This is a genomic window from Flavobacterium algoris (assembly GCF_048158525.1).
GTDB lineage: Bacteria > Bacteroidota > Bacteroidia > Flavobacteriales > Flavobacteriaceae > Flavobacterium > Flavobacterium algoris.
The window spans coordinates 83094-109434 of record NZ_JBLNKT010000010.1; the positions used below are offsets into that span (position 1 = coordinate 83094).

A 26341-nucleotide genomic window follows, 5' to 3' on the forward strand; every position below is an offset into this window, starting at 1 on the left:
TCTTGAATAATTTAAAAGGGCTGTCGAAAGATAGCCCTTTTTTTATTTAGTTTATTTTTCATAAATTTAGTGCTTTATTACAACTATCATGACAAATCTTTATGACGGAAAAATGGCTGCAATTTTTGATGCAATGTACCAAACCTTCATTGATTATGATGAGGAATATCAGTTTTACAATAGCATAATCCATGAAAATAATTGTAAAACTATTCTCGAAATAGGCAGTGGTACGGGTAATCTTGCTAAAAGATTTCAAGAAAACAATCAGGATTATATTGGTTTGGATTATAGCCAAAGTATGATTGCAATAGCAAAAAAAAGAAATAAAAATTGCACCTTCATCCATGGAGACATGAGACAATTTGAACTTGAAAAGCCCGTTGATTCGATACTAATTACGGGGCGTTCTACTAGTTATTTGACTACAAATGAAGACATAAATAGCACTTTTGAATCCATTTACAAAAATTTAACAGAAGAAGGAATTCTCATTTTTGATTTTATAGACGCTAATCGGTTTATTCCTTTTACTACAGAAAATCAAGTTATAATTCACAAAGCGGAATATGATGGAATACTGTATTATAGAAACAGTAATTGGAAAACAACTTCCTCAGAAAATTTTATGCTGGAGTGGACTGCACAATATTACACTTTAAAAAATGATGAAAAAGAAATAATTGCAGACGATTTTTCTACATTACGTGTATTTACCTTAAATGAAATACAATTGTTTTTATATTTAAATGATTTTGAAATCATCAAAACAATTGACAGAAAAACGTATGCTTATGATACTTATGTAATTGTAGCAAGAAAAAAATAACACAAAAAAATCCTGAGATACTAACTCAGGATTTTTTTGTTATTATTGGATTTACACACTATTCATTATGCAAAAATGCTTGTCTATTTAGTAACGTTTCTTCAGTCTCAACATGATTATCATCTGGTATACAACAATCTACAGGACATACTGCAGCACATTGTGGTTCATCATGAAATCCTTTACATTCTGTACATTTTCCAGGTACTATATAGTAGATTTCGTCAGAAATTGGAGTTTGTGCTTCATCTGAATCTACTTCAGTACCATCAGGCAAAATTACTTTCCCTTTAAGTTTAGTTCCATCTTTATATCTCCAATCATCGGCTCCTTCATATATTGCAGTATTTGGGCACTCTGGTTCACAAGCACCACAATTGATACATTCATCTGTTATTATAATTGCCATCTTTATCTTTTTATTAGTTAAAAGCTATGCCTTTTGAGATAAAACAACTTAAGATTTTTTCTCTTTTGACTTATAACTTATTATAGCTTATTTTTGTGCAAAATTACAATCAAAACTATTCATATACAAGTTACTTATGTTACAAAACGAAAAAAAACGAAGTTTTATCGAATTAGGAAAGTTTTTAAGTCAATTTTCCGAAAATAACACTTCTAAGAACCCAACTGTTTTACATAACGATCTATTTTTTGATGATTTTATCAATTTAATAAAATTATCACAATCCCATAATGGATGGTACACACCTGAACAAGTTTATTTTTCTATTCAATCTTGGGCAGAAGCACTAACTGAAGAAAATTTAAATCAATGGCTCTCTGCTTATGATACTCAAATAAACGAACCTAAAAACATTGCCTTAATTCTTGCCGGAAATATTCCGCTGGTTGGTTTTCATGATTTCTTGTCGGTTTTAATCACAGGACATAATGTATTAGTAAAAATATCCTCAAATGACCAACATTTATTGCCTTTTTTAGCTAAATACATCATAGCCGTTGACCCTGAACTGACTAATAAAACAACTTTTGTTGAGGGCAAATTAGAAAATTTTGATGCCGTCATAGCAACAGGAAGTAATAATACCGCTCGTTATTTTGAATATTATTTTAAAGACAAACCTTCCGTAATACGAAAAAGCAGGAATTCAATTGCTGTTTTGAATGGAAAAGAAACCAAAGAACAATTAAGTGCTTTAGGTGAAGATATATTCCGATATTTTGGTTTAGGATGTCGCAATGTCTCTAAAATTTTTGTCCCAAAAGGGTATATTTTCGATGGCTTTTTTGAAGCTATATTTGAGTATCAAGATGTTATTCATTATGAAAAATATGCTAACAATTATGATTACAACAAAGCCGTTTTCCTGATGAGTAATTTTAAATTATTGGATAATGGATTCTTGACCATAAAAGAAGATAAAAGTCATGCCTCCCCTATTTCTAGTGTGTTTTATGAATTTTACGATGACATCACTGATTTACAAATACGATTACAATCTGAAAGTGAGCAAATTCAGTGTATTGTAAGTGATAACATCATAGAAAACAGTATTGATTTTGGGCAAACCCAAAAACCTAAATTATGGAATTACGCAGATAACGTCGATACTATTTCGTTTTTGTTAACAATATAGTCTAAAAATGTTTAATTTTTTCGAATTATTTAACGCTTTTTAAACTCCTATTACCGAAATTTGCACTTTAATTTTTTGGACTTAAACTACACCATGAAAAAACACAACTACAGCGCAGGACCTTGTATTTTACCACAAGAAGTTTTTGAAAAATCAGCACAAGCTATTTTAAATTTCAACAATTCTGGTTTATCCATTTTAGAAATTTCGCACAGAAGCAAAGACTTCGTTGCCGTTATGGATGAAGCAAGAGCTCTTGTTATTGAACTTTTAGGCCTTGAAGGCAAAGGATATCAAGCTTTATTTCTTGCTGGCGGAGCTAGTTTAGAATTTATTATGGCTCCTTATAACTTGATGAAAGAAGGTGGGAAATCTGCTTATCTTGATTCAGGAACTTGGGCAACAGCCGCTATAAAAGAAGCAAAACTTTTTGGAGATACCGTTGTTGTCGCTTCATCAAAAGAACAAAATTACAATCATATTCCAAAAGGATACACTGTACCTTCAGATGCTGATTATTTCCATTGTACGAGTAACAACACTATTTTTGGTACACAAATGAAGGAATTCCCATCACTTGACATGCCAATTGTTTGTGATATGAGTTCTGATATATTTTCAAGAGAATTGGATTTTTCAAAATTTGATTTGATTTATGCAGGAGCTCAAAAAAATATGGGCCCGGCAGGAACTACTTTGGTTGTTGTTAAAGAGGAAATTTTAGGCAAAAATGGTAGAATAATCCCAAGTATGTTGGATTATGCTAAACATATCAAAGCAGAAAGTATGTACAATACGCCACCTGTTTTCCCAGTTTACGCATCTTTATTGACTTTACAATGGTTAAAAAACCTTGGAGGTGTTGCTGCAATTGAGAAATTAAATAATGCTAAAGCTGCATTACTTTATGGAGAAATTGACAGAAACCCATTATTCAAAGGAGCTGCAGCTGTTGAAGATCGTTCTAACATGAATGCTACTTTCTTATTGAATGACGAAGCTCATGCTGAAACATTTGATGCTATGTGGAAAGCCGCAGGAATATCTGGATTACCAGGACACCGTTCAGTAGGTGGTTACAGAGCTTCTATGTACAATGCTTTACCAATTGAAAGCGTTCAAGTATTGGTGGATGTAATGAAAGAATTGGAAAAAAATATTTAATGATTTAATAATTGAAAGATTTAATAATTATAAAAATCAATTAGTAAATCTTTCAATTAAAATTACACTTTAAAATTAAAAAATCCTGATTGAATCTTTAAATCATTTAATTTTTCAATCTTTAAATATAAAACATAAATGAAAGTATTAGCCAATGACGGAATTTCTAAAAGTGGAATTCTAGCTTTAGAAAAAGGTGGATTTGAAGTTATAACTACAAAAGTAGCGCAAGAGCAAGTGGCTAACTTTGTAAATGAAAACAATGTAAGCGTTGTTTTGGTGCGTAGTGCTACCAAAGTTCGTAAAGATATTATTGACTCTTGCCCAGGATTAAAAATCATTGGTCGTGGTGGTGTAGGAATGGATAATATTGATGTGGACTATGCTAAAAGCAAAGGAATTCACGTAATCAATACTCCAGCTTCTTCATCAGAATCAGTTGCAGAATTGGTTTTTGCACATTTATTCTCTGGTGTTCGTTTTTTACATGATTCGAACAGAAATATGCCTCTTGAAGGAGATTCAAACTTTGAAGGTTTGAAAAAAGCATATGCAAACGGTGTTGAATTAAGAGGAAAAACGCTTGGTGTTGTAGGAATTGGACGTATTGGTCAAGCTACTGCTAAAATGGCATTAGGTTTAGGCATGAAAGTGATTGCTGCTGATATGTTTATCCCACAAGTTGACGTTAAAGTGGAGTTTTTTGACGGGCAATCTATCACAACAACTATCGTTTCTCAATCATTGGAATCTTTATTCAAAGAAGCTGATTTCATAACATTACACGTTCCTGCTCAAGATGGTTACATCATCGGTGAGAAAGAATTGGCTATTATGAAAGACGGTGTAGGTATTGTAAACTGCGCGCGTGGTGGTGTTATTGATGAAGTTGCCTTAGTAAAAGCATTAGACAGTGGAAAAGTATTATTCGCTGGATTGGATGTTTTTGAAAACGAACCAACTCCTGAAATGACTATTTTGATGAACCATAAAATCTCAATGACTCCTCATATTGGAGCTGCAACAGGAGAAGCACAAGATAGAATTGGTACTGAATTAGCTTCACAAATTATTAGTATATTAGGCTAGTATTTTTGTATTAAATAGTAAAAAGGGATTCATTAACAGTGTTTAATGAATCCCTTTTTTTATTAAATTTGATTTCTAATCTAAATCAAATGACATGTTTGAACAATTAACACAATTAGCACAACAGTTTGGAGTCGAATCCGTTGTTAAAAATAATGCTATTCCAAACGAGCATAATGAAGCTGTAATGACTGAAGCCAGTAGTTCTATTATTTCCGGATTACAAAAAATAGTCTCAGAAGGAGGAGCGGACCAGCTTGCTGGTTTATTTCAAGGAAAAAATGCACAAGACAGTTCGAATCCTGTGGTTCAAAAATTAACCGAGCAACTAACCAGTAGTTTAGGAGAAAAATTTGGTATTAATAATGAAACTGCCTCTGGTGTAGCGGAAAGCTTAATCCCTCAAATATTGGGTTCTTTAGTCAATAAGGCCAAAGATCCAAATGATTCCAGTTTTCAAATTTCTGATATTATTGGAGCTATTTCCGGTAATAGTCGTCAAGATGCTGGGATTATGGAGGCTATTTCAAAATACGGAGGTCAATTTGGTTTAGACCAAAATGCAGATGGTAAAGTAGATATAAGCGATGCTATGTCAGCAGTTACCAAAAAAAGTGGCGGGCTTGGAAGCATACTCGGCAAACTCTTTGGAAAATAATAGAAATATAAAATATTTATATAAAATCATTTACTCTAGTAGATGATTTTTTTTGTTAAAACACTAATAATTAACCTTTTATTTTTGTAACTTTAATATTCATTTTTTTATCATGAAAAACAGTATTTATATATTAGCAATTATTTTAGTTTCTCTTTTTAGTTGTAAAACTTCTAAACCAGCTTTTTCGAAAACTGATAAAACAATTCCAACTCAAAGTGATACAGTTAGAATTGCCAATGATGAACTGCAATACGAAGTAATTATAATTGACCCCGGTTTTAGCACTTGGCTTAATTCAAGAGCATATCCTAGAGGCTATCATTCCCAAAGCTACTTAGAAAACAAAAATCAATTGTACGTTAGCGAATGGAACAGCCGCGTTTTGCAACCACAACGATATGACCGTAATCTTTATGGAATGTCAATTAGTTACGATTCAAATATTAATTATGGGTATGAGGTGAATTATCTAATTTATAATTATATGATTTATTTTCAAAATACCTACAAACAAAAACTCTTTGGTTATGTTCCCTCAAGATAATGTTACTATATTTGTAATCATTATAAATAAAAATGAGTAATTTAAAAAAACGTTGGGGAATTGAAACCAATTTCCAACTCACAATTATATTTATTGTTTTTGCAATTACGGGTTCCGCTTCAGCTTGGTTATCAAAACCATTTTGCTTTTGGCTAGGAATTACAAAATCAGACTTAGGCTATTGGTTCACTCCTGTCCGATTATTATTGATCTTCCCATTATACCAAGTACTTTTAGTTTTAATAGGATTTATTTTTGGGCAATTCAAATTCTTTTGGGCATTCGAAAAGAAAATGCTAAAACGAATAGGATTAGGATTTCTTTATAAAGAATAAAAAACGCCTCAATTATGAAGCATTTTTGTTTTTTATCCAGTAATTATAAATCCATGTCAAGGTAAATGTGGGAATAACATCTGAAAACGGTAAAATTTCTTCTAAGAAAGCAACTATTCCGCCTACTTTACCTACAGTTCCTTTATACATTGTTGTCATTAAATATCCTGCAATGGGTGCCCAAACCACATCAGAGAATTCTCCAACGAAAGGAACGGTAAACGATAACATCCCAATTCCGTCAAATAATAAACCCAGAAAAAAATTTCTGCTTTTATTATCAGTTTCGCCAACTTGTATTTTTTCCATCATTATATTTTAGAATTGTTTATTACAAAATATACAAATCTAATGCCAATTAATTTTTGAGTTTGTCTTTAAAGATTTTCTTTAATTTTTCGACTTTTGGCGTAATTACATAACTACAATACCCTTGCAATTTATTTTGATTGTAATAATTGTTATGATAATCCTCTGCTTCATAAAATACTGTAGCTGGTGAAACTACGGTAACAATTTTTTCACCAAACGTATTTTCTCTCGTCATCAAAGCAATATACGCTTCGGCTAAATCTTTCTGATTTTCATTATTATAGAATATTTCGCTGCGGTATTGTGTACCAATATCATTTCCTTGACGGTTCAAAGTAGTGGGATCATGCGTTGCAAAAAATATTTCCAACAATTCGCCAAAACTTATTTTATTGGAATCAAAAGTAATTTGAATCGCTTCTGCGTGACCGGTATCGCCATTGCAAATGTCCTTATAGGTAGGATTAATTGTATCTCCGCCAATATATCCCGAAACCACTTTTTTCACGCCATTCAATTCTAAAAAAACTGCTTCTGTACACCAAAAACAACCGCCGGCAAAAGTGGCAACTTCCATTCCTTGTTCCATTTCCATTTATTAGTTTATTTCGTTTACAAAAAAATTTAATTTTGGTTTATTATAACCAATAATCTAAAACCAAATTTAATCTAATAATCGGAAGTGATTAATCCGTATTAACTAAAGTTTATAATTTGTGAAGGGAAAATATAGTGTGAACCATTTAATAATCATTAAAATCTTTGTTTCTTTGTAAAAATAGTTTCAAAATGATACAAGTCAAAAATCTACATAAATATTACGATCAACTACATGTGTTGAAAGGAGTTGATTTACATATTCAAAAAGGAGAGATTGTCTCGATTGTGGGTGCTTCAGGTGCCGGGAAAACCACTCTTTTGCAAATTCTTGGAACCTTAGACAAACCTAGCGTTGGAAATGGGATCGAATTGCGTATTAATGACGAAGATATTCTGACTATGAACGACAAAAATTTGTCCAAATTTAGAAATCTAAATTTAGGTTTTATATTCCAATTTCATCAATTATTACCTGAATTTACAGCCTTGGAAAATGTTTGCATTCCCGCTTTTATTGCCAATAAATCCAAAGTGGAAACAGAAATAGAAGCCGAAAAACTCTTAACCTACCTTGGTCTTTCCCACCGTATGAACCACAAACCCAATGAACTTTCCGGCGGAGAACAACAACGAGTGGCAGTTGCGAGAGCCTTAATTAACAAACCCGCAATCATTTTTGCCGATGAACCTTCGGGAAATCTTGACACAGCATCTGCTGAAAATCTGCACCAATTATTTTTTAAATTGCGTGATGAATTGGGACAAACATTCGTCATTGTAACCCACAATGAAGAGCTTGCGAATATGGCCGATAGAAAATTAGTAATGGTAGATGGATTGATTAGTAATTAAAAAAATGAATCATTCCGAATTAAAATCCTTCCTAGACGAAAAAGTCATACAATACAATACACTCGAATTCATAGAAAGTGATCCAGTCCAAATTCCGCATTTATTTTCGCAAAAAGAAGATATAGAAATCGCTGGTTTTCTAAGTGCTACAATTGCTTGGGGAAATCGTAAAATGATTATCAAAAATTCCCATAAAATGATGGATTTAATGGGGAATGCTCCTTATGATTTTGTTATGTCTCATTCCGAAAATGATTTGGAACGACTAGAAGCTTTTGTGCATAGAACTTTTAACGGACAGGATTTTACCAGTTTTATAAGAAGCCTAAAAAACATTTATCAAAACCATAATGGCTTAGAATCCGTATATGCTAAAAACCAAGAATTAGCAACTATGCAAAAAAGCATCTCGGAATTCAAAAAGACATTCTTCGAAATTCCACATCAGTATAGAACCCAAAAACACATTTCAGATCCGTTGAATAATTCGGCAGCAAAACGAATCAACATGTTTCTACGCTGGATGGTGCGTCAAGACAACAAAGGAGTTGATTTAGGAATCTGGAAAAGTATCTCTCCCGCTTCTTTATCGTGTCCTCTGGATGTACATTCCGGGAATGTAGCACGAAAATTAGGATTGCTTACCCGAAAACAAAACGATGGAAAAGCATTAGCCGAATTGGATTTAAGACTTCGGGAATTCGATGCAAATGATCCCGTGAAATATGACTTCGCATTATTTGGATTGGGTGTTTTTGAGGGGTTTTAATTTTTACTCCAAAATTTTAACTAGTCGAAAATCGATTATCTCAGTTTACTTGAAACATTACAGAAATTGACTGAAACACTATTTTAATTTTCACAATACCCATTTTGTAAACAATAAAAGTATATTAACCCGCTTTTACCTGTACATTATTACGGTATTTATCTTATCTTTAATCACTTAAATGCACTTTATCGGTTTTTTATGTGTTTTATCGGTTTTTTTAAATGAAATCACGTTATATTTGATCAATAAAATTACTAATAAATTAGAGTTAAGAAAAACATAAAATTTAGAATTAAAAAGGTAAAACCAAATAAAAAATTCAAATTTTAAGTAAGTCGAATCTAATTTAGAAGAAAGCAAAGAATGATAATTATTGAAGCTATTAAAAAATGGTTCTATGATATTTTAAATCTGAATTACTAACCTAATTCAAACCAATAAACAAATGAATACCACAAAAAAAATTGTTTTGGCCGAAGATAATTCGGTCCTCTCATTACTACTGAAATTTAGATTAGAAAAAGAAGGTTATAAACTTCTTATAGCTGTTGACGGAAAGCAAGCAATAGAATTAATAGAAGAGCACAGTCCTGAATTAATTTTAACCGATATTATGATGCCTTTTGTCAGCGGATTAGAAGTAATCAGTCATGTAAGAAACAAATTGAATGCGCAAACTCCAATTGTCGTTTTTTCCTCAGCTGGACAGGAAGAAATCGTGCTTAAAGCATTTGACTTGGGAGCAACTGATTTTATGAGTAAGCCTTTTAGTCCACATGAATTAGTAATCAGGGTAAAACGATTGCTGATTTAATATTTCGAATGAATAACTTAAAGAATCTGGTTATGAAAGGGGAATTTTACATTTTAGAATTTTTAAAACATTCTTCACCAATAATCCAATTGGCATGGAGCTTTAGCTGCATTTTTTTTATAATTATTGCGATGCTGATAATGTACCTAAAATATTTAAGAAACCATTTAAGGGAGAATGAAAAGATTAAGGCTAAATATCAAGAGGATTATGAATCTTATCTTGTTACCTATCTATATTCTGGAAATGAAGATGGAAGCTTTAGTCCTGAACAACAATTAATTATCAACGAATTAAAAAAAAGTGTAGCTGATCCTTTTAAAAGAAAAATTATTATTTCAACATTATTAAAATTAAGAAATGAGATTTCTGGTGAAATAGCGGAATCTATTGATAAACTCTTTATTAAATTGGGTCTTTTACGTTACTCATTAGCCAAACTAAGAAATGAAAAATGGGATATTATCGCTATCGGAATTAGAGAGCTTACACAATTTAAAATAAAGGGAGTTCATAAAATAATAATTAATAACATCAACCATCCTAAAAGAGAAGTTCGCAAAGAAATGCAATTATACCTGGTCCATTTATATGCTTTCAAGGGGCTTGAATTTTTGAATGTTTTAGAAACGTCTCTATCTGAATGGGATCAGATCCAGTTGTTGGAAATCCTTCAACTTAAGAATGACCCACAAATTGCAGACATTAAGCCATGGCTCAAATCTTCAAATGATTCTGTAGTTATTTTTACTTTAAAACTCGCTAAAGTCTACAATCAATTTGAAGCAAAAGGTGAGCTTATTAAACTGTTAAATCATAAAAGTGAAGACGTAAGAGTTAATGCAATTTCTGCATTAAGCCATTTGAATATCGTTGAAGCTAAAAACATTTTGAAAAACAATTTTAATGAGCGCAGTCATGAAGAACAAATCGCTTTTCTAAAAATGATGGAAAATGTGTATGAGAATAATGATAAGCCTTTTTTACTGGAACATATACATCACAAAAGTTTTGAAATTAAGTTGTTGATAATGGAGATATTGAAGCATATTAATTTTGAAGAATATACTTTATATGAGATTGAATTAAAAAAAATGCTAACAGCCTAAAACCAATTGACTATGGGTACAAGTACTTTACAAATTATAATGTCAATCATTCCTTATTTATTTTTTATTTTTTCTGCAATTGCAATTGGATCTTATATCATATTAGCAATAATTTCAGCTATTGAAACAATTGAATATGTAAAGAAAAATAGCTTTGTTAATTACAAGGAAATATTATCTTCGACTTTCTCTCCTTCAATTTCAATTATAGCACCTGCATATAATGAAAGTTTAAACATTGTTGAAAATGTACGTTCCTTATTATCGAGTCACTATGTAAATTATGATGTTATCATTGTAAATGATGGAAGTAAAGATGATAGTTTAAACAAACTTATTGACGCCTACGACTTAGTTCAAATAAGCTATCATATCAATGAACAGATTAAAACAAAACCACTAAGAAAAGGCATTTATAAATCTATAAATCCTGCATTTGACAAATTAACGGTAATTGACAAAGAAAACGGAGGAAAAGCTGATGCTTTAAATATGGGACTGAATATAAGTAAAAATAAATATGTTGCTTGTATCGATGTGGATTGTTTGTTATTGGAAGATGCACTTCAAAAAATGATTAAACCATTTCTGGAAACAACCGATGCCAAAGTAATTGCAGCCGGTGGAGTAATCAGAATAGCCAATTCATGCACCGTTAAGGATGGTAAATTACTCGATATAAACTTTCCTAAAACATGGCTGGAACAAGGTCAAATTTTAGAATATTTGAGAGCCTTTTTATTAGGAAGAATGGCATGGAGCAGACTAAACGGTTTGTTAGTAATTTCAGGTGCGTTTGGTTTATTTGATAAAAAAATAGCCATTAAAGTGGGCGGTTACGATACAAATACCGTAGGGGAAGATATGGAAATTATTGTGCGAATGAGAAGATACATGGAAGAGGAGAAGCAAAAATATAAAGTAGCCTATATTCCTGACCCATTATGCTGGACAGAAGCTCCAGACAATTATAAAACATTTATTTCTCAAAGAAATAGATGGACTCGTGGAACTATCGAAACACTTAAAAAGCACCGTAAAATAGGGTTCAATCCAAAATATAAATCCTTGGGACTTATCAGCTATCCGTATTGGTTTTTTTTCGAAAGAATGGCTCCAATTATAGAAGTAGCCGGTATAGTTTATTTTGGAATTCTTATTGCACTCCATCATGTTAGATGGGATTATTCATTGGTTTTTATTATTTTCGCCTATTTATTTTCGGTCTTGTTTTCAATAGTTGCAATAATTACAGAAGAACTTACCTATCACCAATATAAAAAGAAAAGAATAGGTTTCAACCTGTTAAAGATTGCTTTTTTAGAACCTTTTGTTAATCATCCAGTCATTTTGTATGCAGCAATTAGTGGAAATATAGATTACTATTTTAACAAAAAAAAGAAATGGGGAACTATGACACGAAAAGGAATGACCAAAGCCTAATACTATAAAACAACCAAATGAAAAAAAAATTCTCTTACTATAACAGTTTAGAATATATTTACGCCACAATTTCACTCATAATTATTTTTTGTCTATTAAGCTTAATCGAATTATTCAAAAATTTTGATATACAGTTATTTACCTATAAATTATTAAATGATTTTTTTACGGGATTACTAATCGGATTATTATTTTTTCCCCTGTATTTAGTATTAAAATACATTAAAAATCCTTTAGGAATACTTGTTATTAAAGTGCTTTTCTCAATTATCACAATCCTCCAACTTGGACTGATAGGATACAGCCTTACCACTCATATCAATCTTGGAGCAGATCTTTTAGGATATTCTTTAAGTGACATGTACACAACTGTAACTGCCTCTTTATCGATATCATTTCTGATGCTTTTACCGTTCATGATAGTACCAATTGTTTATCTGGGATTGATTTGGTTATTCAATTCATTTGGACATAAAATCAATACCAAAATTTTACTTATAGTTATATTTGTCTTTGGGAGTTTAACTTTTGTAATTGCCAATACAAAGAAAAATGCTTCTCAAAACAAATTAAATTTCTTGTTGAGTGATATTATAAGAGCTAAAAATGATAAAGCTTTGGCTTCTGAAGGCAATCTGACTTTCAAGAAAGAATTTCCTCTGGAAAAAGCATCAGAAAGCACAAAAGATGTATTGGCTCCATTTTTCAATATTAAAAAAGAAAAACCAAATATCGTTTTTATTATTATGGAAGGACTTGGGAGCGATTTTACTAATAATGGTGAATACAAAGGGTTTACCCCTTACTTAGACTCATTGGCTACAAAATCACTTTATTGGGAAAATTTCGTGAGTAATGCCGGACGAACATTTGGCGCACTGCCTTCTTTAATTGGTTCGTTGCCGTTTGGAGAAAATGGGTTTATGGAATTAAATCCAATTCCTAAACACAATTCATTAATCAGCATTCTAAAATCAAACGGTTATACTACCGCTTATTATTCTGGAGATGAATCAACATTTGATAGAAAAAGTAATTTCCTAGAATATAATGGTATCGATAAAATCATTGATATCAATAAATTTGGTCCCGGTTATGTTAAGACAAAGGAAAATTCAGGCGGATTTTCCTGGGGTTATCCTGATGCTGAAATATACCGCAAAACATTATCTGAATTAAAAGATAAAAAAGAACCTCGATTGGATATCATAATGACACTTACCAATCACGAACCTTTTGATTTCCCTTCTAAAAAAGTGTACTTAGAAAAGGTTGAACGTATTTTAAATACGAAATCTTATTTTGAAAAAAACAAGATGAGTGAATATAAAGATATATTTGCCTGTCTTCTTTATACCGATAATTCGATCCAAAGCTTTATGAAAGCCTATTCTAAAAGACCTGATTATGAAAATACTATTTTTATAATCACGGGAGATCACAGGTTAATTCCGGTTCCACAAAAAGATAATTTATCTCGTTTTCATGTTCCTCTTTACATTTACAGCCCCATGCTGAAGAAGACAGCAAAATTCAAATCTATTTCATCACACTGTGATGTAACACCAAGTTTAATTTCCTTTTTAACGAATAATTACACATTCAATAAGTTGGAAAAAACGACTTGGATAGGTCAAGGTTTGGACACCGTTAGAGAATTTAGAAATATCCATAACATCCCGTTAATGAGGTATAAAGGCAGCATCAATGATTATATTTATAAGGACTATTTTTATTCTGATGGAAGCCTGTTTAAAATTGACGAAAATTTCAATATTAGTGAGACGGACAATGACATGATGGAAACCATAACCGGTTCTTTCAACGATTATAAAAAATTGAATGTTTACTTAACCACCAAAAATAAAATTACGAATACCGCTACCAGCTTTAAAAAACCTACTTATGCATTTACATCTGAGCAACTTTCGTTAATAAAAAAATTAACAAAAGGATTAAATCCTGATCAGATTTTCTTTCTGGCCAGAGATTTAGCATTCAAAAAAGAACGTGAAAGAGCGAGACTATTATGTAATTACATCTTGAATGAACTTCCTAATTATGGTGACGTAAGAACTTTGAAAGGCAGAACATTAGCCTGGGATGGTGATTATAAAAATGCGGAAATAGAATTACTGGAAGTCATAAACAGGACTCCCTTTTATGGTGATTCTTATTTAGCAATAATGGATGTCTATTGGTGGTCAAACCAGAATAAAAAAGCAATTGAAATTGGTAAAAAAGGATTAGCAAATCAAATTAACGATGCCGAATTAAGTTATAAATTGGCACAAGCCTATGAAAGGATGAAAAACAAAAATCAGGCAAATAAAACTATTGACAGCCTTTTAAAAATCCATCCTGAGAATAACAATTACGTAACTTTTAAAAAATCCTTAAAGAAATGATTTCAAAAATAGTCATAAAACTCATTTGTATTTTAACATTTTTACTTGCTTTTGAAATGTCAGGTCAAGAAAAGAAATACAATGGAGATCCAGATACTTCCTTTGAGATAGCACGTAATCTAGCTTTTAATAAACAACGCAAACAAGCGCAGGATACGTTGCTTTCTATTCTGACTAAATATCCAGATTATCACGAAATCCGTTCTTTTTTGGCAACAACGTATTCTTGGGATGAAGAATATAAAAAAGCACGAAAAGAGTTTGCTTATGTTTTAGAGAGAGATACTAAAAATAAGAGTAATTGGATAGCAGCAATAAAAAATGAGTCTTGGGCTAATATGCCATTTGCTGCTTTAGAAATGACAAATGAAGCTTTAAAAAACTTTCCTGACGATGCTGAAATATTGTATTTAAAGGCAAGTGCTCAAGAAAGCACTAACAACCCAATAGAAGCATTAAATACAGTTCAATTTATATTGAATAAAAATCCAGATGATAAAAAAGCTATCGATTATAAAGTAAGTTTAAATAAAATACTGAGTCAAAATTCTATTGGAATTAATTCAACTGTTGATTTATACTCGGATGTATTTGATCCAATGCAATATCATACTCTTAAATATGGCCGCCAAACAAAATACGGAAGTATAATAGCAAAAGTAAATTTCAATAGAAGATTCAAGGAAAATGGGTTACAGTATGAAGTCGATTTATACCCAAAAATTTCAAAAGGATTTTACGCCTATGTTAATGTTGGTTTGTCCAATTCTTTTCTCTTTCCAGATGTTAGATTTGGTGCAGAACTGTACAAATCTTTACCTAAAAGTTTTGAAGTTTCCTTAGGATTCCGAACTTTAAAATACAGTACAACCACTACAATATATACTGGCTCTGTAGGTTGGTATTATGGAAACAGCTATTGGTCGTTTCGCCCTTATATAACACCTGGCGGTGCTGGAACTAGTAGTTCTGGAACCCTTACATACCGAAAATACAGAAGTGATGCAGATAATTATTTAGGTGTTGCTTTAGGAATTGGGTTTTCACCTGAAACAAATCAATTTAATTTTAGTGGAAACGAAGCTTCAATCCTAAATTTAAAGTCCCAAAAATTTAATGTCGGATATTACTTCACCACGTCAAATAAACAAAATGCTTGGGGAACGCAATTTGCAATAACTCACCAAGAAATAATATTTGACCCGGGCAACTACTTTTGGATCTATTCACTTAATTTATCGTGGGAAATAAGATTCAAATAGAGGGTAGATTATTGAAGTTTAGTATCAAAACTTAACATTCCTTTCAAAAAGACTATCTTTGCACAAAATTTAAGCAAATGAGTACTTTCGAACAATTCAATCTCCCTAAATCTGTACAAAAAGCAATAGATGATTTAGGATTTACTTCTCCAACTCCCATCCAGGAAAAAACTTTTTCTGTGATAATGTCTGGAAGAGATATGATGGGAATTGCACAAACCGGTACTGGTAAAACATTTGCATACCTATTGCCTTTATTAAAATTATATAAATTTACTCCGGGACATACCCCAAAAATAGTAATTCTGGTTCCTACACGTGAGCTTGTAGTACAAGTAGTGGAAGAAGTAGAAAAACTGACAAAATACATGTCAGTTCGTACCGTTGGTATTTTTGGAGGGGTCAACATTAATACTCAAAAAACAACCGTTTATCAGGGTTGTGACATACTAGTGGGAACTCCAGGAAGAATCATGGATTTAACGCTAGATAATGTAATCCGTTTTGAAGAAATGCAAAAACTAGTTATCGATGAGTTTGACGAAATGCTTAATTTAGGTTTCCGCACCCAATTGACAGCTATTTTGGCTATGATGCCAAAAAAACGTCAAAACATACTTTTTTCGGCAACTATGACGGATGAAGTAGATGCAATTTTGAATGACTATTTTGATTATCCAGAAGAAGTTACGCTTTCGGCATCAGGAACACCATTGGAAAACATCAAACAAATTACGTATCAAGTTCCTAACTTTAATACTAAAATAAACCTTCTAAAATATTTATTGCAAAACAACGAAGACATGAGTCGTGTTTTGGTTTTTGTCAATAACAAGAAGATTTCAGATATGGTTCATGAACGAATCGAAGAAGATTTTGAAGGACAGTTTGGGGTAATTCACTCGAATAAATCTCAAAATTATCGTTTGAGCACGATGGCTTCTTTCCAAGAAGGAAAATTACGTGGTTTAATTACCACCGATATTATGGCAAGAGGTTTGGATATTTCCAATATCACCCATGTTATCAACTTTGAAATGCCCGAAATGCCTGAATTGTATATGCACAGAATTGGTAGAACCGGTCGTGCCGATGCTACCGGAACCGCAATAAGTCTTATCGCACCTCGTGAAGAAGAATCTAAAGTCGAGATTGAAGTGCTGATGAACATGGAATTAGCAATCGAAGCTTTCCCAGAAACAGTTGAAGTTTCATCAAAATTAATCGAACCTGAAAAAGACAGACAACCGATTAAGTTTATGATGAAAAAACAGAAGCTTGACGGAGATGGCGCTTTTCAAGAGAAAAGTAAAAAGAATAAGAAAGTCAATTTGGGTGGACCAGGTGTAACCAAGAAAAAAACGCATGGCTCTGTGAATAGAAATATGCTAAAAACCAGAGATAAAAAGAGAAAAGACAAGAACAAATAGTGATCAGTGTTCAGTTTCTAAATCCTGATTATTTTTCGACCATCAGGGACAAAAAGATAAAGATAAAAACAAGAATAAATAGTAAAAAAGGGTTGAAAAATGGAAATCATTTTTCAACCCTTTTTTTGTTAGTTTTATTGAATTTTCAAGTTTAATTCTTTGTAAAAACCAAACAAACCGGAGAACATAAAGCGATTCTTTTTCCTGTATAAGTGAGCGCTCCTGTAGTTACGTTTCTTTTAAAAATCACAACATCATTTGTGTATTGATGTGCTACCAAAAGAAATTTTCCAGTTGGATCAATCGCGAAATTCCTGGGTCCTTTTCCCAAAGTGCTTATTTGTCCTTTTGACAGTAATTTTCCGTTTTTTAGAATTTTAAAGATCGAAATAGTATTCGCTTCTCCTCTATTTGTTGCGTATAAAAATTTTTCGTCAGGCGAGATATGAATATCTGCAGAACTGATAGTTCCTTTGAAGTCTTTTGCTAAAATGGTAGTCTCTTCTATTTTTTTTAATATTCCGTTTGAATAACTAAAAACAGTCAATGCTCCATCTAATTCTTGTAATAAATAAACAAATTTTCCGTCATTACTAAAGGTTAAATGTCTTGGCCCACTCCCTGATTTTACTGAAATACTATCTTTAATTTTCAAAATTTCATTCGCAGCGTTTGGATTGTATTGGTACGAATACACTTTATCAGTCCCTAAATCATTAGACAATATAAACTTTCTATCCGGAGAAAAATGAACCATGTGCACGTGAGGACCTTCTTGTCTTTGTACATTAATTCCTTTTCCAAAATGTTGTACTACCTGTTTTGCTTCAGAAATACTTCCATCACTATTTTTACCAAAAACTGAAATATTCCCACCAGAATAATTGGCAACAATTACATTTTTGTCATCATTAATAATATAACAAGGATCAGCTCCTTTGGAACTTCGCTTATTGATTAAGCTCAATTTTCCACTTGAAGCATTGTAACCAAAAGAACTTACCGTACTTTCGGGGCCATTTTCATTTACAGAATAAACATAATTATTATTTTTGGAAACGGCCAAATAACTTGGGTTTACAACATTATCAGTAGTGTTTTTAAGATTAAAACCTCCTGTATTCGTATCAAAATCATAGGTGTAAATCCCTTTACTTTCACAGCTGTTGGTATAAGTTCCAATAAGCAAATTGAATTTATTTTTTTGTGCTTGCACGCTTGTTAAAATGAAAATTAAAAGAAGAACAACATACGAATTTTTCATGTTTTTAAATTTTATTGAAAAGCTAAAATACATAAATATTTTAGAATCAATGCCAATTGTTTGTTGCTTTGAAAAATTATAACAACATCATCCAAAACTGTCAACAAATTTGTATTTTTGATTCATAAAATTCAATGAACTCCATTGAAAATAAAATCCAGTGAAGTAAACTTGAAATAAAAATGCATTTTAAACATCCCGAAATTTTATACTTTCTATTCTTATTGATTGTACCAATTTTGGTTCATTTATTTCAATTACGACGTTTCAAAAAAGAATATTTTACTAATGTTCGTTTCTTAAAAGCACTTTCAATACAAACCAGAAAAAGCTCCAAAATCAAAAAATGGTTGCTCCTCACCTGTCGTTTATTATTACTTGCTTGTATTATTGTAGCATTTGCGCAGCCTTTTTTCAATTCAAAAGACAGCAAAAACGCCACTAATGAATTGTATATTATTTTGGATAATTCTTTTAGTATGCAAGCCAAAGGAAAAAAAGGGGAATTACTAAAACGAGCCGTTCAGGAACTACTGGAAGACACTCCTGAAAATGTAAATTTTTCTTTGCTAACCAATTCTGATAATTATTGGAATACTGATATAAAGTCAGTTCGAAGTTCTTTACAAAACCTAAAATACAGCGCTGCGCCTTTTCAGCTTACTACTATAATGGCAAAAATAAAAGCGCATAAATCAGCTTTTAAAAAAAATATTGTTATCATTACGGATGCAGTAGGACTTGATGATAAACAATTAAAAAATAGTGACAAAGAAAATGCACCTCAATTCATAATTCCAAAAGCGGAACAAAAAAATAACGTTTCTATTGACAGTGTTTTTATCAATAAAACACAAGATAATTTTTATGAAATCAGTGTCCAACTATGCAGTTATGGTGAAGAATTCAATCCAATTCCTATCTCTTTATATAATGGCAACAGCCTTATTGCGAAGACGATAGTAACTTTAGACTCAAAGAAAAAAAGCATCAATTTTACAATTCCAAAACAAGCTTTTCATGGTTATGTTTCTATTGTTGACAATGGTTTGAGTTATGACAACACTTTATTTTTTAGCATTTCAAAAACAAAGAAAACGAATGTAATCAGCATTGGTGAACCAGAAAAAAGCAACTTTCTTTCCCGAATTTATACCAATGAAGAATTCAATTTTAATAATTATACTTTAGGATCACTAGATTATAACAAACTGGAAGAGCAAAATACGATTGTTTTAAATGAACTGGATGAAATTCCACAAGCGCTTCAAACCACTTTAGAATCTTTTGTGGAAAAAGGCGGGAATTTAATTGTGATTCCTTCGGCAGTGGCTTCGGTTGCTAATTTGAATTCATTTTTGATGACCTTTGGAAATATCAAATTCAACTCATTAGAAAACAAAGAAAAGCTGATTACTAAAATCAATTTTAATCATCCTATATTCAATACTGTTTTCGAAAATAGAGTCACTAATTTTCAATATCCAAAAACAAAAAGTTCTTTTGCTTTATCCAGTTCAAGTCCAGCCGCTTTATCCTATGAAGACCAAAGTATTTTCCTGACTTCATTAACAAATTCTGTTGCTTCAGTTTCAGTTTTCTCAGCACCAATTAATACGCTAAATTCAAATTTCCAACAATCACCATTAATTGTACCAGTTTTTTATAAAATGGCGATGAACAATCAAAACAATGGCATAAGTGCCTTGATAATAGGAAATAATAATCCACATCTGACAGACATTTCTTTAAATAAAGACGATATTTTAACTGTTAAAGGCTCAGACGAACAATTTATTCCTATCCAACAAATTCTGAATAATAAAGTGCAACTGATTTTCAATGATTATCCAGATCTAGCAGGAAATTATAGTATTTACAATAAAAAAGAGTGGTTAGAAAACATCAGTTTTAATTACAATAGAACCGAAAGTAATTTGGCTGCAACCAATGAAAATATCCTTTCTAATTATAAAACAACGGAATCCATAACATCATTTTTTGACACTTTACAAACTGACAGAACTGATAATCAAATTTGGAAATGGTTTGTTATCTTTGCACTGTTATTTCTATTAACCGAAATGGCAATTATACGGTTCGTGAAGTAAAGCCGAATTTCAAATAATTAAACAATCATTATGAATATAATCATCAGAGAAGCAAAAATTATCGATTCGAAAAGTCCTTTTCATAACAAGACAGTAGATATTTTAATTGTTGATGGTTTTATAAAAAAAATCGGTAAATCGCTTCCAAATTTAGAAAAAGCAGATGAAGTAAAACTCGATAATTTACATGTATCACAAGGCTGGTTTGACAGTAGCGTTTCCCTTGGAGAACCTGGTTATGAAGATAGAGAAACCATTTCAAACGGACTTGATGTCGCTGCCAGAAGTGGCTTTACCGCAATTGCATTACAACCCAACTCCTTCCCTATTATTGACAATCAATCTCAAGTGAATTTTGTGGTAAACAAAGCTCTTGGATTTGCTACACAACTTTTCCCGATTGGCGCTTTGACAAAACAAAGTGAAGGAAAAGATATGGCTGAATTGTATGATATGAAAAAAGCGGGTGCAATTGCTTTTGGGGATTATAATAAAAGTCTTGACAATGCCAATTTGCTAAAAATAGCCTTACAATATGTTCAGGATTTTGATGGATTAGTCATTGCATTTACTCAAGATTGCAACATAAAAGGAAACGGAGTGGCCAATGAAGGTATTGTTTCTACCCGATTAGGTTTGAAAGGAATTCCAAATCTTGCCGAAGAATTACAAATCGCAAGAAATTTATTTCTGTTAGAATATACCGGAGGAAAATTACATATTCCGACCATTTCGACTAAAAAATCAGTTCAATTAATCAAAGAGGCGAAAGCAAATGGATTAAATGTAACGTGTAGTGTTGCAGTGCATAATTTGATTTTAACAGATGAAAAATTAGAAGAATTCGATACACGATATAAAGTTTCTCCACCATTAAGAACAGAAACCGATAGAAAAGCGTTGTTGAAAGGAATAAAAGACGGAACGATTGATATGATTACTTCCGACCATAATCCAATTGACATTGAACATAAAAAAATGGAGTTTGACACCGCCAAAAATGGCACAATCGGCTTAGAAAGTGCGTTTGGTGCTTTGATGACAGTACTACCTTTAGAAACCGTAATAGAGAAATTAACATCAGGAAAATCAACTTTTGGCATCGATATACAAACCATTAATGAAGGCTCAAAAGCTAACATTACGCTATTCAACCCAGAACCAAAAAGCATTTTTACAAAATCATCCATTTTATCAAAATCGAAAAATTCTGCTTTTCTTGGAACGGAAATAAAAGGAAAAGTTTACGGGATTGTGAATCAAGGAAAAATAATTTTAGCCTAAATAAAAAAATCTCGCAAAGACCCAAAGTGAGAAAAAATAAAAAACATGAATAACACTATCGAAGCAGGAAAAACTGCTGCAATTACAAGTTATATCTTAGGAATTGGTGTATTTATAGCGATGTCAATGAATTCCGAAGACAAAAATACTTTTGCTTCATTCCACATCCGTCAGGGATTAGGACTCACTTTAACCTTTATATCATTAGGATTAATTGTCAATAATTTTGACAGCTTAATGATTTCTGCTCCTATGTGGATTTTTGTATTTGTTTTATGGTCCTATGGTATTACCAGTGCTATAAAAGGCGAAACAAAACCGGTTCCTTTATTAGGTACTTATTTCCAAAAATGGCTTAAAAACATATCATAATAAAATGAATTTATCTTTAGAATATAAAATACGAGAACCTAAAATAAAATTAGACAAAAACCCGCTTTTACTTTTATTACATGGCTACGGAAGCAACGAGGAAGACTTATTTTCGTTTGCAACTGAACTTCCTGAAGAATATTATATTATTTCAGCAAGAGCTCCATATAACATGCAATATGGTGCTTATGCATGGTACGCCATCAATTTTGATGCTGACCAAAATAAATTTTCAGATCATGAACAGGCAAAAGTTTCTAGGGATTTAATCGCTCAATTTATTGACGAATTAATTCAAACCTATCCAATAGATGCTAAAAATGTGACTTTGGTTGGCTTCAGCCAAGGCTCCATTTTAAGTTATGCAATCGCATTGTCGCATCCTGATAAAGTGCAAAGGGTAGTTGCATTGAGCGGTTATGTTAGCGAAGGTATATTAAAAGAAAATTATCTACGAAATGATTTTACAAAACTTAAAATATTCCATTCACATGGGACTGCAGACCAAGTAATACCAGTAGAATGGGCACGAAAAACAAAACCATTTCTTGAAAAATTAGGCATCCATTCCACCTACAAAGAATATCCTGTAGGTCATGGCGTAGCTCCACAAAATTTTTATGATTTCAAAAATTGGTTAGAAAAGAACTAACCTTATTTTCCTGTATATTTAATTTCATTTGCTTTTTTCAAAGTATACCCTTTCCAAGGAATCAATTGCCAATCATCCTTAACCCATGGTTGGCCTTCGTTTTTACGGACTAAAATGATTGACTTTTTTTCTTTATCTAAAAACAATTCGGCTTTGTTTCCATTATTGGTTTCAAAAACTACAAACGCAGCTGTAGTTGCAACCTTGTCTCCTTGCTCGTAATGATCTAATCGTGTTCCGATTTCAAAAATTCGAACACATTCATTTCTTAATACTGACCAAGTATATCCAGCAGATGCTTTGCAGCCATGCTCATCGACGTCATCACCAACTATTGGCGTTATTACGGTTTTAGTAGATTCCGTATTGGGACTCACTTGTTTTGCACAAGAAAAAGCTAGAATAACATTTAATAATAATAATAATAATAATAGCTTTTTCATAATTATTTCTGATATAAAAGCGATTGATTTACTTCAAAAGAAATACTATCATCTGGATTGACAAAGTATTTCAATAATACTTCTCCCCAAATTTCACCATCACTAAAATCAGCAATAATCCATCGGTGATTTAGAATTTTAACTTTATTGATAATAAATTTATTAGCACCTATTTTATCCTGACCTACGTAAGGATTTCCATTAGGATTTGAATTATAGTCCAATAATTTTTCTGTAACAACAGGAATCAATTTTTCATATTGAATTATCTTTCCTGAATTTGAAGATTCAAAATAATTTTGGGCATTTTCATTTTTTTCTAAAGAAAAATAATTGGCATCCACTAATTTATCTTTAACTGAATTCAGGCTGTCTTTCAACTTTGTAGTTACTTTTTTATATCTATCCTGTTCAAAAGTTACTTCCTTACTCAAGAACATATAAGTATAAATATTCATAAGTATAGCAAGAATAAGAGCGTAAAGAAATAATGATTTTTTCATTTTTAAGATTAATTAAATTGTAATTTGTAGATTATCATAAGCCAGGAAAACATTTTTTGGAAGTCTTTTTTGTACTTCTTCATGAAAACCAAGAATGTGACTAATATGGGTAATATAGGCTTTTTCAGGTTGAACCAAAGTTATAAAATCTAATGCTTCCTGTAAATTGAAATGCGCAATATGAGATTCTTCGCGCAAAGCGTTTATCACCAATACTTTTAGATTTTTTAGCTTTACTATTTCGCTTTCTTCAATTGTTTTCACATCAGTCAAATAGGCAAAATCATCTATTCTATACCCAAAAACCTGAAGCCCCGCATGCATCACATCTATAGGAATCGCTGTTTTATTACCAATGGAAAAAGGTTGATTATTGACAACCTCAACAGTTTTTACAGAAGGTGCGCCAGGATATCTATTTACGGTTTCAAAAACATAATCGAAGCGTCTTTTTAGATTATCAATTACCCTTTGATGGGCATAAATTGGAATCTCACCTTGTTTAAAATTGAAGGGACGAATATCATCCAAACCAGCAGTATGATCTGAATGTTCATGAGTAAATAGGATTCCGTCTACTTTTTGGCAATTTGAAGAAAGCATTTGCTGTCTAAAATCAGGTCCGCAATCGATTACGTATGAATGATTCTCCCATGAAACCCAAACTGAAACCCGAAGCCTTTTATCCTTAAAATCAGTGCTTTTACATACGGGATGATTACTTCCAATGATTGGAATTCCTTGTGATGTACCAGTGCCTAAAAAATATACCTTCAACTCTATTATTTTTTTTTACAAAAATAGGGTTAATTATCTTTCATTAGAAACCTATTTAACTAACTTTGTAACATATTAGCCATATTTAAAATAAAATGGGTACTGAAATAAAACTAAAAGGTGACAAAGTCATCGAGCAAATTCCTTCCATAAAAGACAAAGCACTCCGTATTAATTTAAATGAAAATATTTACGGAACCTTCGCAGAAATTGGTGCTGGGCAAGAAACTGTAAGACATTTTTTTAGATCGGGAGGCTCTTCTGGTACTATAGCAAAAGCGATGTCAGCCTATGACAAAGATTTTAGTGATGCTGTGTACGGTATAGAAGGTGATGGACGTTATGTAACGGAAAGTCGACTTAAAAAAATGCTGACTTTTGAGGGGCAATTAATCGAAGAAAGGTTAAGTAGAGAAAAACATCCTAATAAAATGTTTTTTAGTTATGCCAATACTGTAGCTACGATAGACTTTGCCAAGCAATTTAAAGGCCACGGCTGGGTAGGTATTCGATATCAAATTGAACCAGACGAAGCTTACAACGAAATAATCCTTCACATTCGTTTCAAAGAAACCGATGCGAGATTACAACAAGAAACCCTTGGTATTCTTGGCGTAAACTTAATCTATGGTGCTTATTATAAATACAATGATCCCAAACGTTTATTGCGCTATTTATACGACCATTTAGATAAAGATCAGCTGGAAATAGATACCATTAATTTTTCTGGTCCCCGTTTTGCTGATGTAGATAATCGTTTGATGAGTTTACAATTAGTAAAAAATGGAATGACTGATGCGGTTATGTTTGATCCTGAAGGCAAAAACATACTTCCTGCTGCTATACTTTACAAAAAAAATATACTCGCTTTAAGGGGAAGTTTCCGTCCTGTTACAAAAGTTAACATGGACATGTATGAGAAATCATTAAAAATGTTCCTTGAAGAAAATAAAGTTGAAAAAGAAAATACACTTGTAATCTTTGAAATCACTTTGTCCAACTTACGTTCAGATGGTGAAATTGATGAAAGAGATTTCATGGACAGAGCTGAATTGCTTTGTTCACTGGGACAAACGGTAATGATTTCTAATTTTCAAGAATATTATAAAGTAGTTGAATATTTTGCCAATTACACTAAAGCCAGAATGGGATTAGCCATGGGTGTAAACAACTTGGTTGATATATTTGATGAGAAATACTACCGTCATTTAAGCGGTGGAATTCTGGAAGCTTTCGGAAAATTATTTTATCGCGATATGAAAGTATTCTTGTATCCAATGATAGGGGAAAACGGCGAAGTAATTACATCCGATACTTTGAAAGTACATCCAAGAATGAAAGAATTATATAAATTCTTTAAATTTAATGGTAAAGTGGTTGACATTAATGACTATGATCCTGAAAATCTTGAAGTTTTCTCTCGTGAAGTTCTAAAAATGATCAGTCATGGAAAAGCAGGATGGGAAAACATGCTTCCTTCTGGTATTGCGGAAATTATTAAAGAGCACCATCTTTTTGGGTATGACCCAATTAAAGTTTTGAATGAAAGTAGCAACTAATATTCATGTCACAGATTTCAAATTGAAATCTTGTCTAGTCCTGAAAAAACGATACAGGATTAATAAAAAATAAAAGTACAATTTTTAAACAGTAGTAAGCTCCGGTTTACTACTGTTTTTTGTTTTATAGGTTCTCATTTTAATTATA

At 31.9% G+C, this 26341-nt stretch carries 27 protein-coding genes; 20 read left to right on the plus strand and 7 right to left on the minus strand.

Annotated features, from left to right (window positions below; genetic code table 11):
- The first annotated feature begins 88 nt into the window (after positions 1-88).
- Complete coding sequence (locus tag ACM55I_RS07675) at positions 89-829, plus strand: class I SAM-dependent DNA methyltransferase (RefSeq protein ID WP_416846189.1); 741 nt, start codon at positions 89-91, stop codon at positions 827-829.
- Positions 830-887: 58 nt separating this feature from the next.
- On the opposite strand, the gene ACM55I_RS07680 is transcribed toward ACM55I_RS07675, so the two are convergent.
- The gene (locus ACM55I_RS07680) at positions 888-1238 is read right to left on the minus strand and encodes a 4Fe-4S dicluster domain-containing protein (protein WP_314895539.1); all 351 of its coding nucleotides are present in this window, start codon (positions 1236-1238) and stop codon (positions 888-890) included.
- A 136-nt stretch (positions 1239-1374) separates the two neighbouring features.
- On the opposite strand from ACM55I_RS07680, the gene ACM55I_RS07685 reads away from it, so the two are divergent.
- The 6 genes from ACM55I_RS07685 (at position 1375) to ACM55I_RS07710 (ending at position 6226) form a co-directional block, all read left to right on the plus strand.
- Positions 1375-2433, plus strand: coding sequence for an acyl-CoA reductase (locus ACM55I_RS07685; RefSeq protein WP_416846190.1), 1059 nt, complete (start codon positions 1375-1377; stop codon positions 2431-2433).
- 93 nt (positions 2434-2526) lie between these two features.
- Complete coding sequence (serC, locus tag ACM55I_RS07690; RefSeq protein WP_416846191.1) at positions 2527-3597, plus strand: 3-phosphoserine/phosphohydroxythreonine transaminase; 1071 nt, start codon at positions 2527-2529, stop codon at positions 3595-3597.
- Positions 3598-3735: 138 nt separating this feature from the next.
- Complete coding sequence (locus ACM55I_RS07695; protein ID WP_416846192.1) at positions 3736-4686, plus strand: D-2-hydroxyacid dehydrogenase; 951 nt, start codon at positions 3736-3738, stop codon at positions 4684-4686.
- A gap of 94 nt (positions 4687-4780) precedes the next feature.
- Positions 4781-5344: a DUF937 domain-containing protein gene (locus ACM55I_RS07700; RefSeq protein ID WP_416846193.1), complete on the plus strand. Its 564-nt coding sequence runs from the start codon at positions 4781-4783 to the stop codon at positions 5342-5344.
- A gap of 112 nt (positions 5345-5456) precedes the next feature.
- Positions 5457-5891, plus strand: coding sequence for a DUF6146 family protein (locus ACM55I_RS07705; protein WP_416846194.1), 435 nt, complete (start codon positions 5457-5459; stop codon positions 5889-5891).
- Positions 5892-5923: 32 nt separating this feature from the next.
- Entirely contained in the window at positions 5924-6226 is a 303-nt protein-coding gene (locus ACM55I_RS07710) for a DUF6787 family protein (RefSeq protein ID WP_416846195.1), read from the plus strand.
- Positions 6227-6238: 12 nt separating this feature from the next.
- Here ACM55I_RS07710 and ACM55I_RS07715 read toward each other — a convergent pair whose 3' ends face one another.
- Both ACM55I_RS07715 and msrA read right to left on the minus strand, forming a co-directional pair.
- Positions 6239-6535, minus strand: a complete 297-nt coding sequence (locus tag ACM55I_RS07715; RefSeq protein ID WP_416846196.1) for a hypothetical protein — start codon at positions 6533-6535, stop codon at positions 6239-6241.
- A 49-nt stretch (positions 6536-6584) separates the two neighbouring features.
- Entirely contained in the window at positions 6585-7133 is a 549-nt protein-coding gene (msrA, locus tag ACM55I_RS07720; RefSeq protein WP_416846197.1) for a peptide-methionine (S)-S-oxide reductase MsrA, read from the minus strand.
- A gap of 194 nt (positions 7134-7327) precedes the next feature.
- Here msrA and ACM55I_RS07725 point away from each other — a divergent pair, with 194 nt between their 5' ends.
- From ACM55I_RS07725 to ACM55I_RS07760, 8 genes are all read left to right on the plus strand, one after another.
- Positions 7328-7990 (plus strand): ABC transporter ATP-binding protein, encoded by a 663-nt coding sequence (locus tag ACM55I_RS07725; RefSeq protein ID WP_416846198.1) that lies wholly within the window; start codon positions 7328-7330, stop codon positions 7988-7990.
- 4 nt (positions 7991-7994) lie between these two features.
- Positions 7995-8759 carry a TIGR02757 family protein gene (locus ACM55I_RS07730; RefSeq protein WP_416846199.1) on the plus strand — a complete coding sequence of 255 codons (765 nt, stop codon included), beginning with the start codon at positions 7995-7997 and terminating at the stop codon, positions 8757-8759.
- Between the two features lie 448 nt (positions 8760-9207).
- Positions 9208-9576: a response regulator transcription factor gene (locus ACM55I_RS07735; RefSeq protein WP_416846200.1), complete on the plus strand. Its 369-nt coding sequence runs from the start codon at positions 9208-9210 to the stop codon at positions 9574-9576.
- A 32-nt stretch (positions 9577-9608) separates the two neighbouring features.
- Positions 9609-10685, plus strand: a complete 1077-nt coding sequence (locus ACM55I_RS07740) for a HEAT repeat domain-containing protein (protein WP_416846201.1) — start codon at positions 9609-9611, stop codon at positions 10683-10685.
- A gap of 12 nt (positions 10686-10697) precedes the next feature.
- Entirely contained in the window at positions 10698-12128 is a 1431-nt protein-coding gene (locus ACM55I_RS07745; protein ID WP_416846202.1) for a glycosyltransferase family 2 protein, read from the plus strand.
- Between the two features lie 254 nt (positions 12129-12382).
- Positions 12383-14536: a sulfatase-like hydrolase/transferase gene (locus tag ACM55I_RS07750; protein ID WP_416846203.1), complete on the plus strand. Its 2154-nt coding sequence runs from the start codon at positions 12383-12385 to the stop codon at positions 14534-14536.
- The gene (locus tag ACM55I_RS07755) at positions 14533-15798 is read left to right on the plus strand and encodes a YaiO family outer membrane beta-barrel protein (protein ID WP_416846204.1); all 1266 of its coding nucleotides are present in this window, start codon (positions 14533-14535) and stop codon (positions 15796-15798) included. Before ACM55I_RS07750 ends, ACM55I_RS07755 begins: the two co-directional genes overlap by 4 nt.
- Positions 15799-15875: 77 nt before the next feature.
- Positions 15876-17228, plus strand: a complete 1353-nt coding sequence (locus ACM55I_RS07760; protein ID WP_416846205.1) for a DEAD/DEAH box helicase — start codon at positions 15876-15878, stop codon at positions 17226-17228.
- A 151-nt stretch (positions 17229-17379) separates the two neighbouring features.
- On the opposite strand, the gene ACM55I_RS07765 is transcribed toward ACM55I_RS07760, so the two are convergent.
- Positions 17380-18492 (minus strand): lactonase family protein, encoded by a 1113-nt coding sequence (locus ACM55I_RS07765; protein ID WP_416846206.1) that lies wholly within the window; start codon positions 18490-18492, stop codon positions 17380-17382.
- A 182-nt stretch (positions 18493-18674) separates the two neighbouring features.
- On the opposite strand from ACM55I_RS07765, the gene ACM55I_RS07770 reads away from it, so the two are divergent.
- Genes ACM55I_RS07770 through ACM55I_RS07785 form a run of 4 tightly spaced genes read left to right on the plus strand, consistent with a single transcriptional unit; the run spans position 18675 to position 22911 of the window.
- Positions 18675-20603: a vWA domain-containing protein gene (locus tag ACM55I_RS07770; protein WP_416846207.1), complete on the plus strand. Its 1929-nt coding sequence runs from the start codon at positions 18675-18677 to the stop codon at positions 20601-20603.
- Between the two features lie 30 nt (positions 20604-20633).
- Complete coding sequence (locus tag ACM55I_RS07775; protein WP_416846208.1) at positions 20634-21887, plus strand: dihydroorotase; 1254 nt, start codon at positions 20634-20636, stop codon at positions 21885-21887.
- A gap of 45 nt (positions 21888-21932) precedes the next feature.
- Complete coding sequence (locus ACM55I_RS07780; protein WP_416835761.1) at positions 21933-22259, plus strand: hypothetical protein; 327 nt, start codon at positions 21933-21935, stop codon at positions 22257-22259.
- Between the two features lie 4 nt (positions 22260-22263).
- On the plus strand, positions 22264-22911 hold the full coding sequence (locus ACM55I_RS07785; RefSeq protein WP_416846209.1) for an alpha/beta hydrolase: 648 nt from the start codon (positions 22264-22266) through the stop codon (positions 22909-22911).
- Positions 22912-22913: 2 nt separating this feature from the next.
- On the opposite strand, the gene ACM55I_RS07790 is transcribed toward ACM55I_RS07785, so the two are convergent.
- The 3 genes from ACM55I_RS07790 to ACM55I_RS07800 are packed head-to-tail and all read right to left on the minus strand — an operon-like array spanning position 22914 to position 24634.
- A complete protein-coding gene (locus tag ACM55I_RS07790; RefSeq protein WP_416846210.1) occupies positions 22914-23354 on the minus strand; it encodes a hypothetical protein in 441 nt (146 codons plus the stop codon).
- A 2-nt stretch (positions 23355-23356) separates the two neighbouring features.
- Positions 23357-23857, minus strand: coding sequence for a hypothetical protein (locus ACM55I_RS07795; RefSeq protein ID WP_416835763.1), 501 nt, complete (start codon positions 23855-23857; stop codon positions 23357-23359).
- A gap of 12 nt (positions 23858-23869) precedes the next feature.
- Positions 23870-24634 carry an MBL fold metallo-hydrolase gene (locus ACM55I_RS07800; RefSeq protein WP_416846211.1) on the minus strand — a complete coding sequence of 255 codons (765 nt, stop codon included), beginning with the start codon at positions 24632-24634 and terminating at the stop codon, positions 23870-23872.
- A gap of 95 nt (positions 24635-24729) precedes the next feature.
- On the opposite strand from ACM55I_RS07800, the gene ACM55I_RS07805 reads away from it, so the two are divergent.
- Positions 24730-26193: a TonB-dependent receptor gene (locus tag ACM55I_RS07805; protein ID WP_416846212.1), complete on the plus strand. Its 1464-nt coding sequence runs from the start codon at positions 24730-24732 to the stop codon at positions 26191-26193.
- Positions 26194-26341: the final 148 nt, after the last annotated feature.

What these genes read in the sequence shown, in the direction of transcription:
- ACM55I_RS07675 (WP_416846189.1), top strand. Translation starts at nt 89, where the DNA reads ATGACAAATCTTTATGACGGAAAAATGGCTGCAATTTTTGATGCAATG.
- ACM55I_RS07680 (WP_314895539.1), bottom strand. Translation starts at nt 1,238, where the DNA reads ATGGCAATTATAATAACAGATGAATGTATCAATTGTGGTGCTTGTGAA.
- ACM55I_RS07685 (WP_416846190.1), top strand. Translation starts at nt 1,375, where the DNA reads ATGTTACAAAACGAAAAAAAACGAAGTTTTATCGAATTAGGAAAGTTT.
- serC (WP_416846191.1), top strand. Translation starts at nt 2,527, where the DNA reads ATGAAAAAACACAACTACAGCGCAGGACCTTGTATTTTACCACAAGAA.
- ACM55I_RS07695 (WP_416846192.1), top strand. Translation starts at nt 3,736, where the DNA reads ATGAAAGTATTAGCCAATGACGGAATTTCTAAAAGTGGAATTCTAGCT.
- ACM55I_RS07700 (WP_416846193.1), top strand. Translation starts at nt 4,781, where the DNA reads ATGTTTGAACAATTAACACAATTAGCACAACAGTTTGGAGTCGAATCC.
- ACM55I_RS07705 (WP_416846194.1), top strand. Translation starts at nt 5,457, where the DNA reads ATGAAAAACAGTATTTATATATTAGCAATTATTTTAGTTTCTCTTTTT.
- ACM55I_RS07710 (WP_416846195.1), top strand. Translation starts at nt 5,924, where the DNA reads ATGAGTAATTTAAAAAAACGTTGGGGAATTGAAACCAATTTCCAACTC.
- ACM55I_RS07715 (WP_416846196.1), bottom strand. Translation starts at nt 6,535, where the DNA reads ATGGAAAAAATACAAGTTGGCGAAACTGATAATAAAAGCAGAAATTTT.
- msrA (WP_416846197.1), bottom strand. Translation starts at nt 7,133, where the DNA reads ATGGAAATGGAACAAGGAATGGAAGTTGCCACTTTTGCCGGCGGTTGT.
- ACM55I_RS07725 (WP_416846198.1), top strand. Translation starts at nt 7,328, where the DNA reads ATGATACAAGTCAAAAATCTACATAAATATTACGATCAACTACATGTG.
- ACM55I_RS07730 (WP_416846199.1), top strand. Translation starts at nt 7,995, where the DNA reads ATGAATCATTCCGAATTAAAATCCTTCCTAGACGAAAAAGTCATACAA.
- ACM55I_RS07735 (WP_416846200.1), top strand. Translation starts at nt 9,208, where the DNA reads ATGAATACCACAAAAAAAATTGTTTTGGCCGAAGATAATTCGGTCCTC.
- ACM55I_RS07740 (WP_416846201.1), top strand. Translation starts at nt 9,609, where the DNA reads ATGAAAGGGGAATTTTACATTTTAGAATTTTTAAAACATTCTTCACCA.
- ACM55I_RS07745 (WP_416846202.1), top strand. Translation starts at nt 10,698, where the DNA reads ATGGGTACAAGTACTTTACAAATTATAATGTCAATCATTCCTTATTTA.
- ACM55I_RS07755 (WP_416846204.1), top strand. Translation starts at nt 14,533, where the DNA reads ATGATTTCAAAAATAGTCATAAAACTCATTTGTATTTTAACATTTTTA.
- ACM55I_RS07760 (WP_416846205.1), top strand. Translation starts at nt 15,876, where the DNA reads ATGAGTACTTTCGAACAATTCAATCTCCCTAAATCTGTACAAAAAGCA.
- ACM55I_RS07765 (WP_416846206.1), bottom strand. Translation starts at nt 18,492, where the DNA reads ATGAAAAATTCGTATGTTGTTCTTCTTTTAATTTTCATTTTAACAAGC.
- ACM55I_RS07770 (WP_416846207.1), top strand. Translation starts at nt 18,675, where the DNA reads ATGCATTTTAAACATCCCGAAATTTTATACTTTCTATTCTTATTGATT.
- ACM55I_RS07775 (WP_416846208.1), top strand. Translation starts at nt 20,634, where the DNA reads ATGAATATAATCATCAGAGAAGCAAAAATTATCGATTCGAAAAGTCCT.
- ACM55I_RS07780 (WP_416835761.1), top strand. Translation starts at nt 21,933, where the DNA reads ATGAATAACACTATCGAAGCAGGAAAAACTGCTGCAATTACAAGTTAT.
- ACM55I_RS07785 (WP_416846209.1), top strand. Translation starts at nt 22,264, where the DNA reads ATGAATTTATCTTTAGAATATAAAATACGAGAACCTAAAATAAAATTA.
- ACM55I_RS07790 (WP_416846210.1), bottom strand. Translation starts at nt 23,354, where the DNA reads ATGAAAAAGCTATTATTATTATTATTATTATTAAATGTTATTCTAGCT.
- ACM55I_RS07795 (WP_416835763.1), bottom strand. Translation starts at nt 23,857, where the DNA reads ATGAAAAAATCATTATTTCTTTACGCTCTTATTCTTGCTATACTTATG.
- ACM55I_RS07805 (WP_416846212.1), top strand. Translation starts at nt 24,730, where the DNA reads ATGGGTACTGAAATAAAACTAAAAGGTGACAAAGTCATCGAGCAAATT.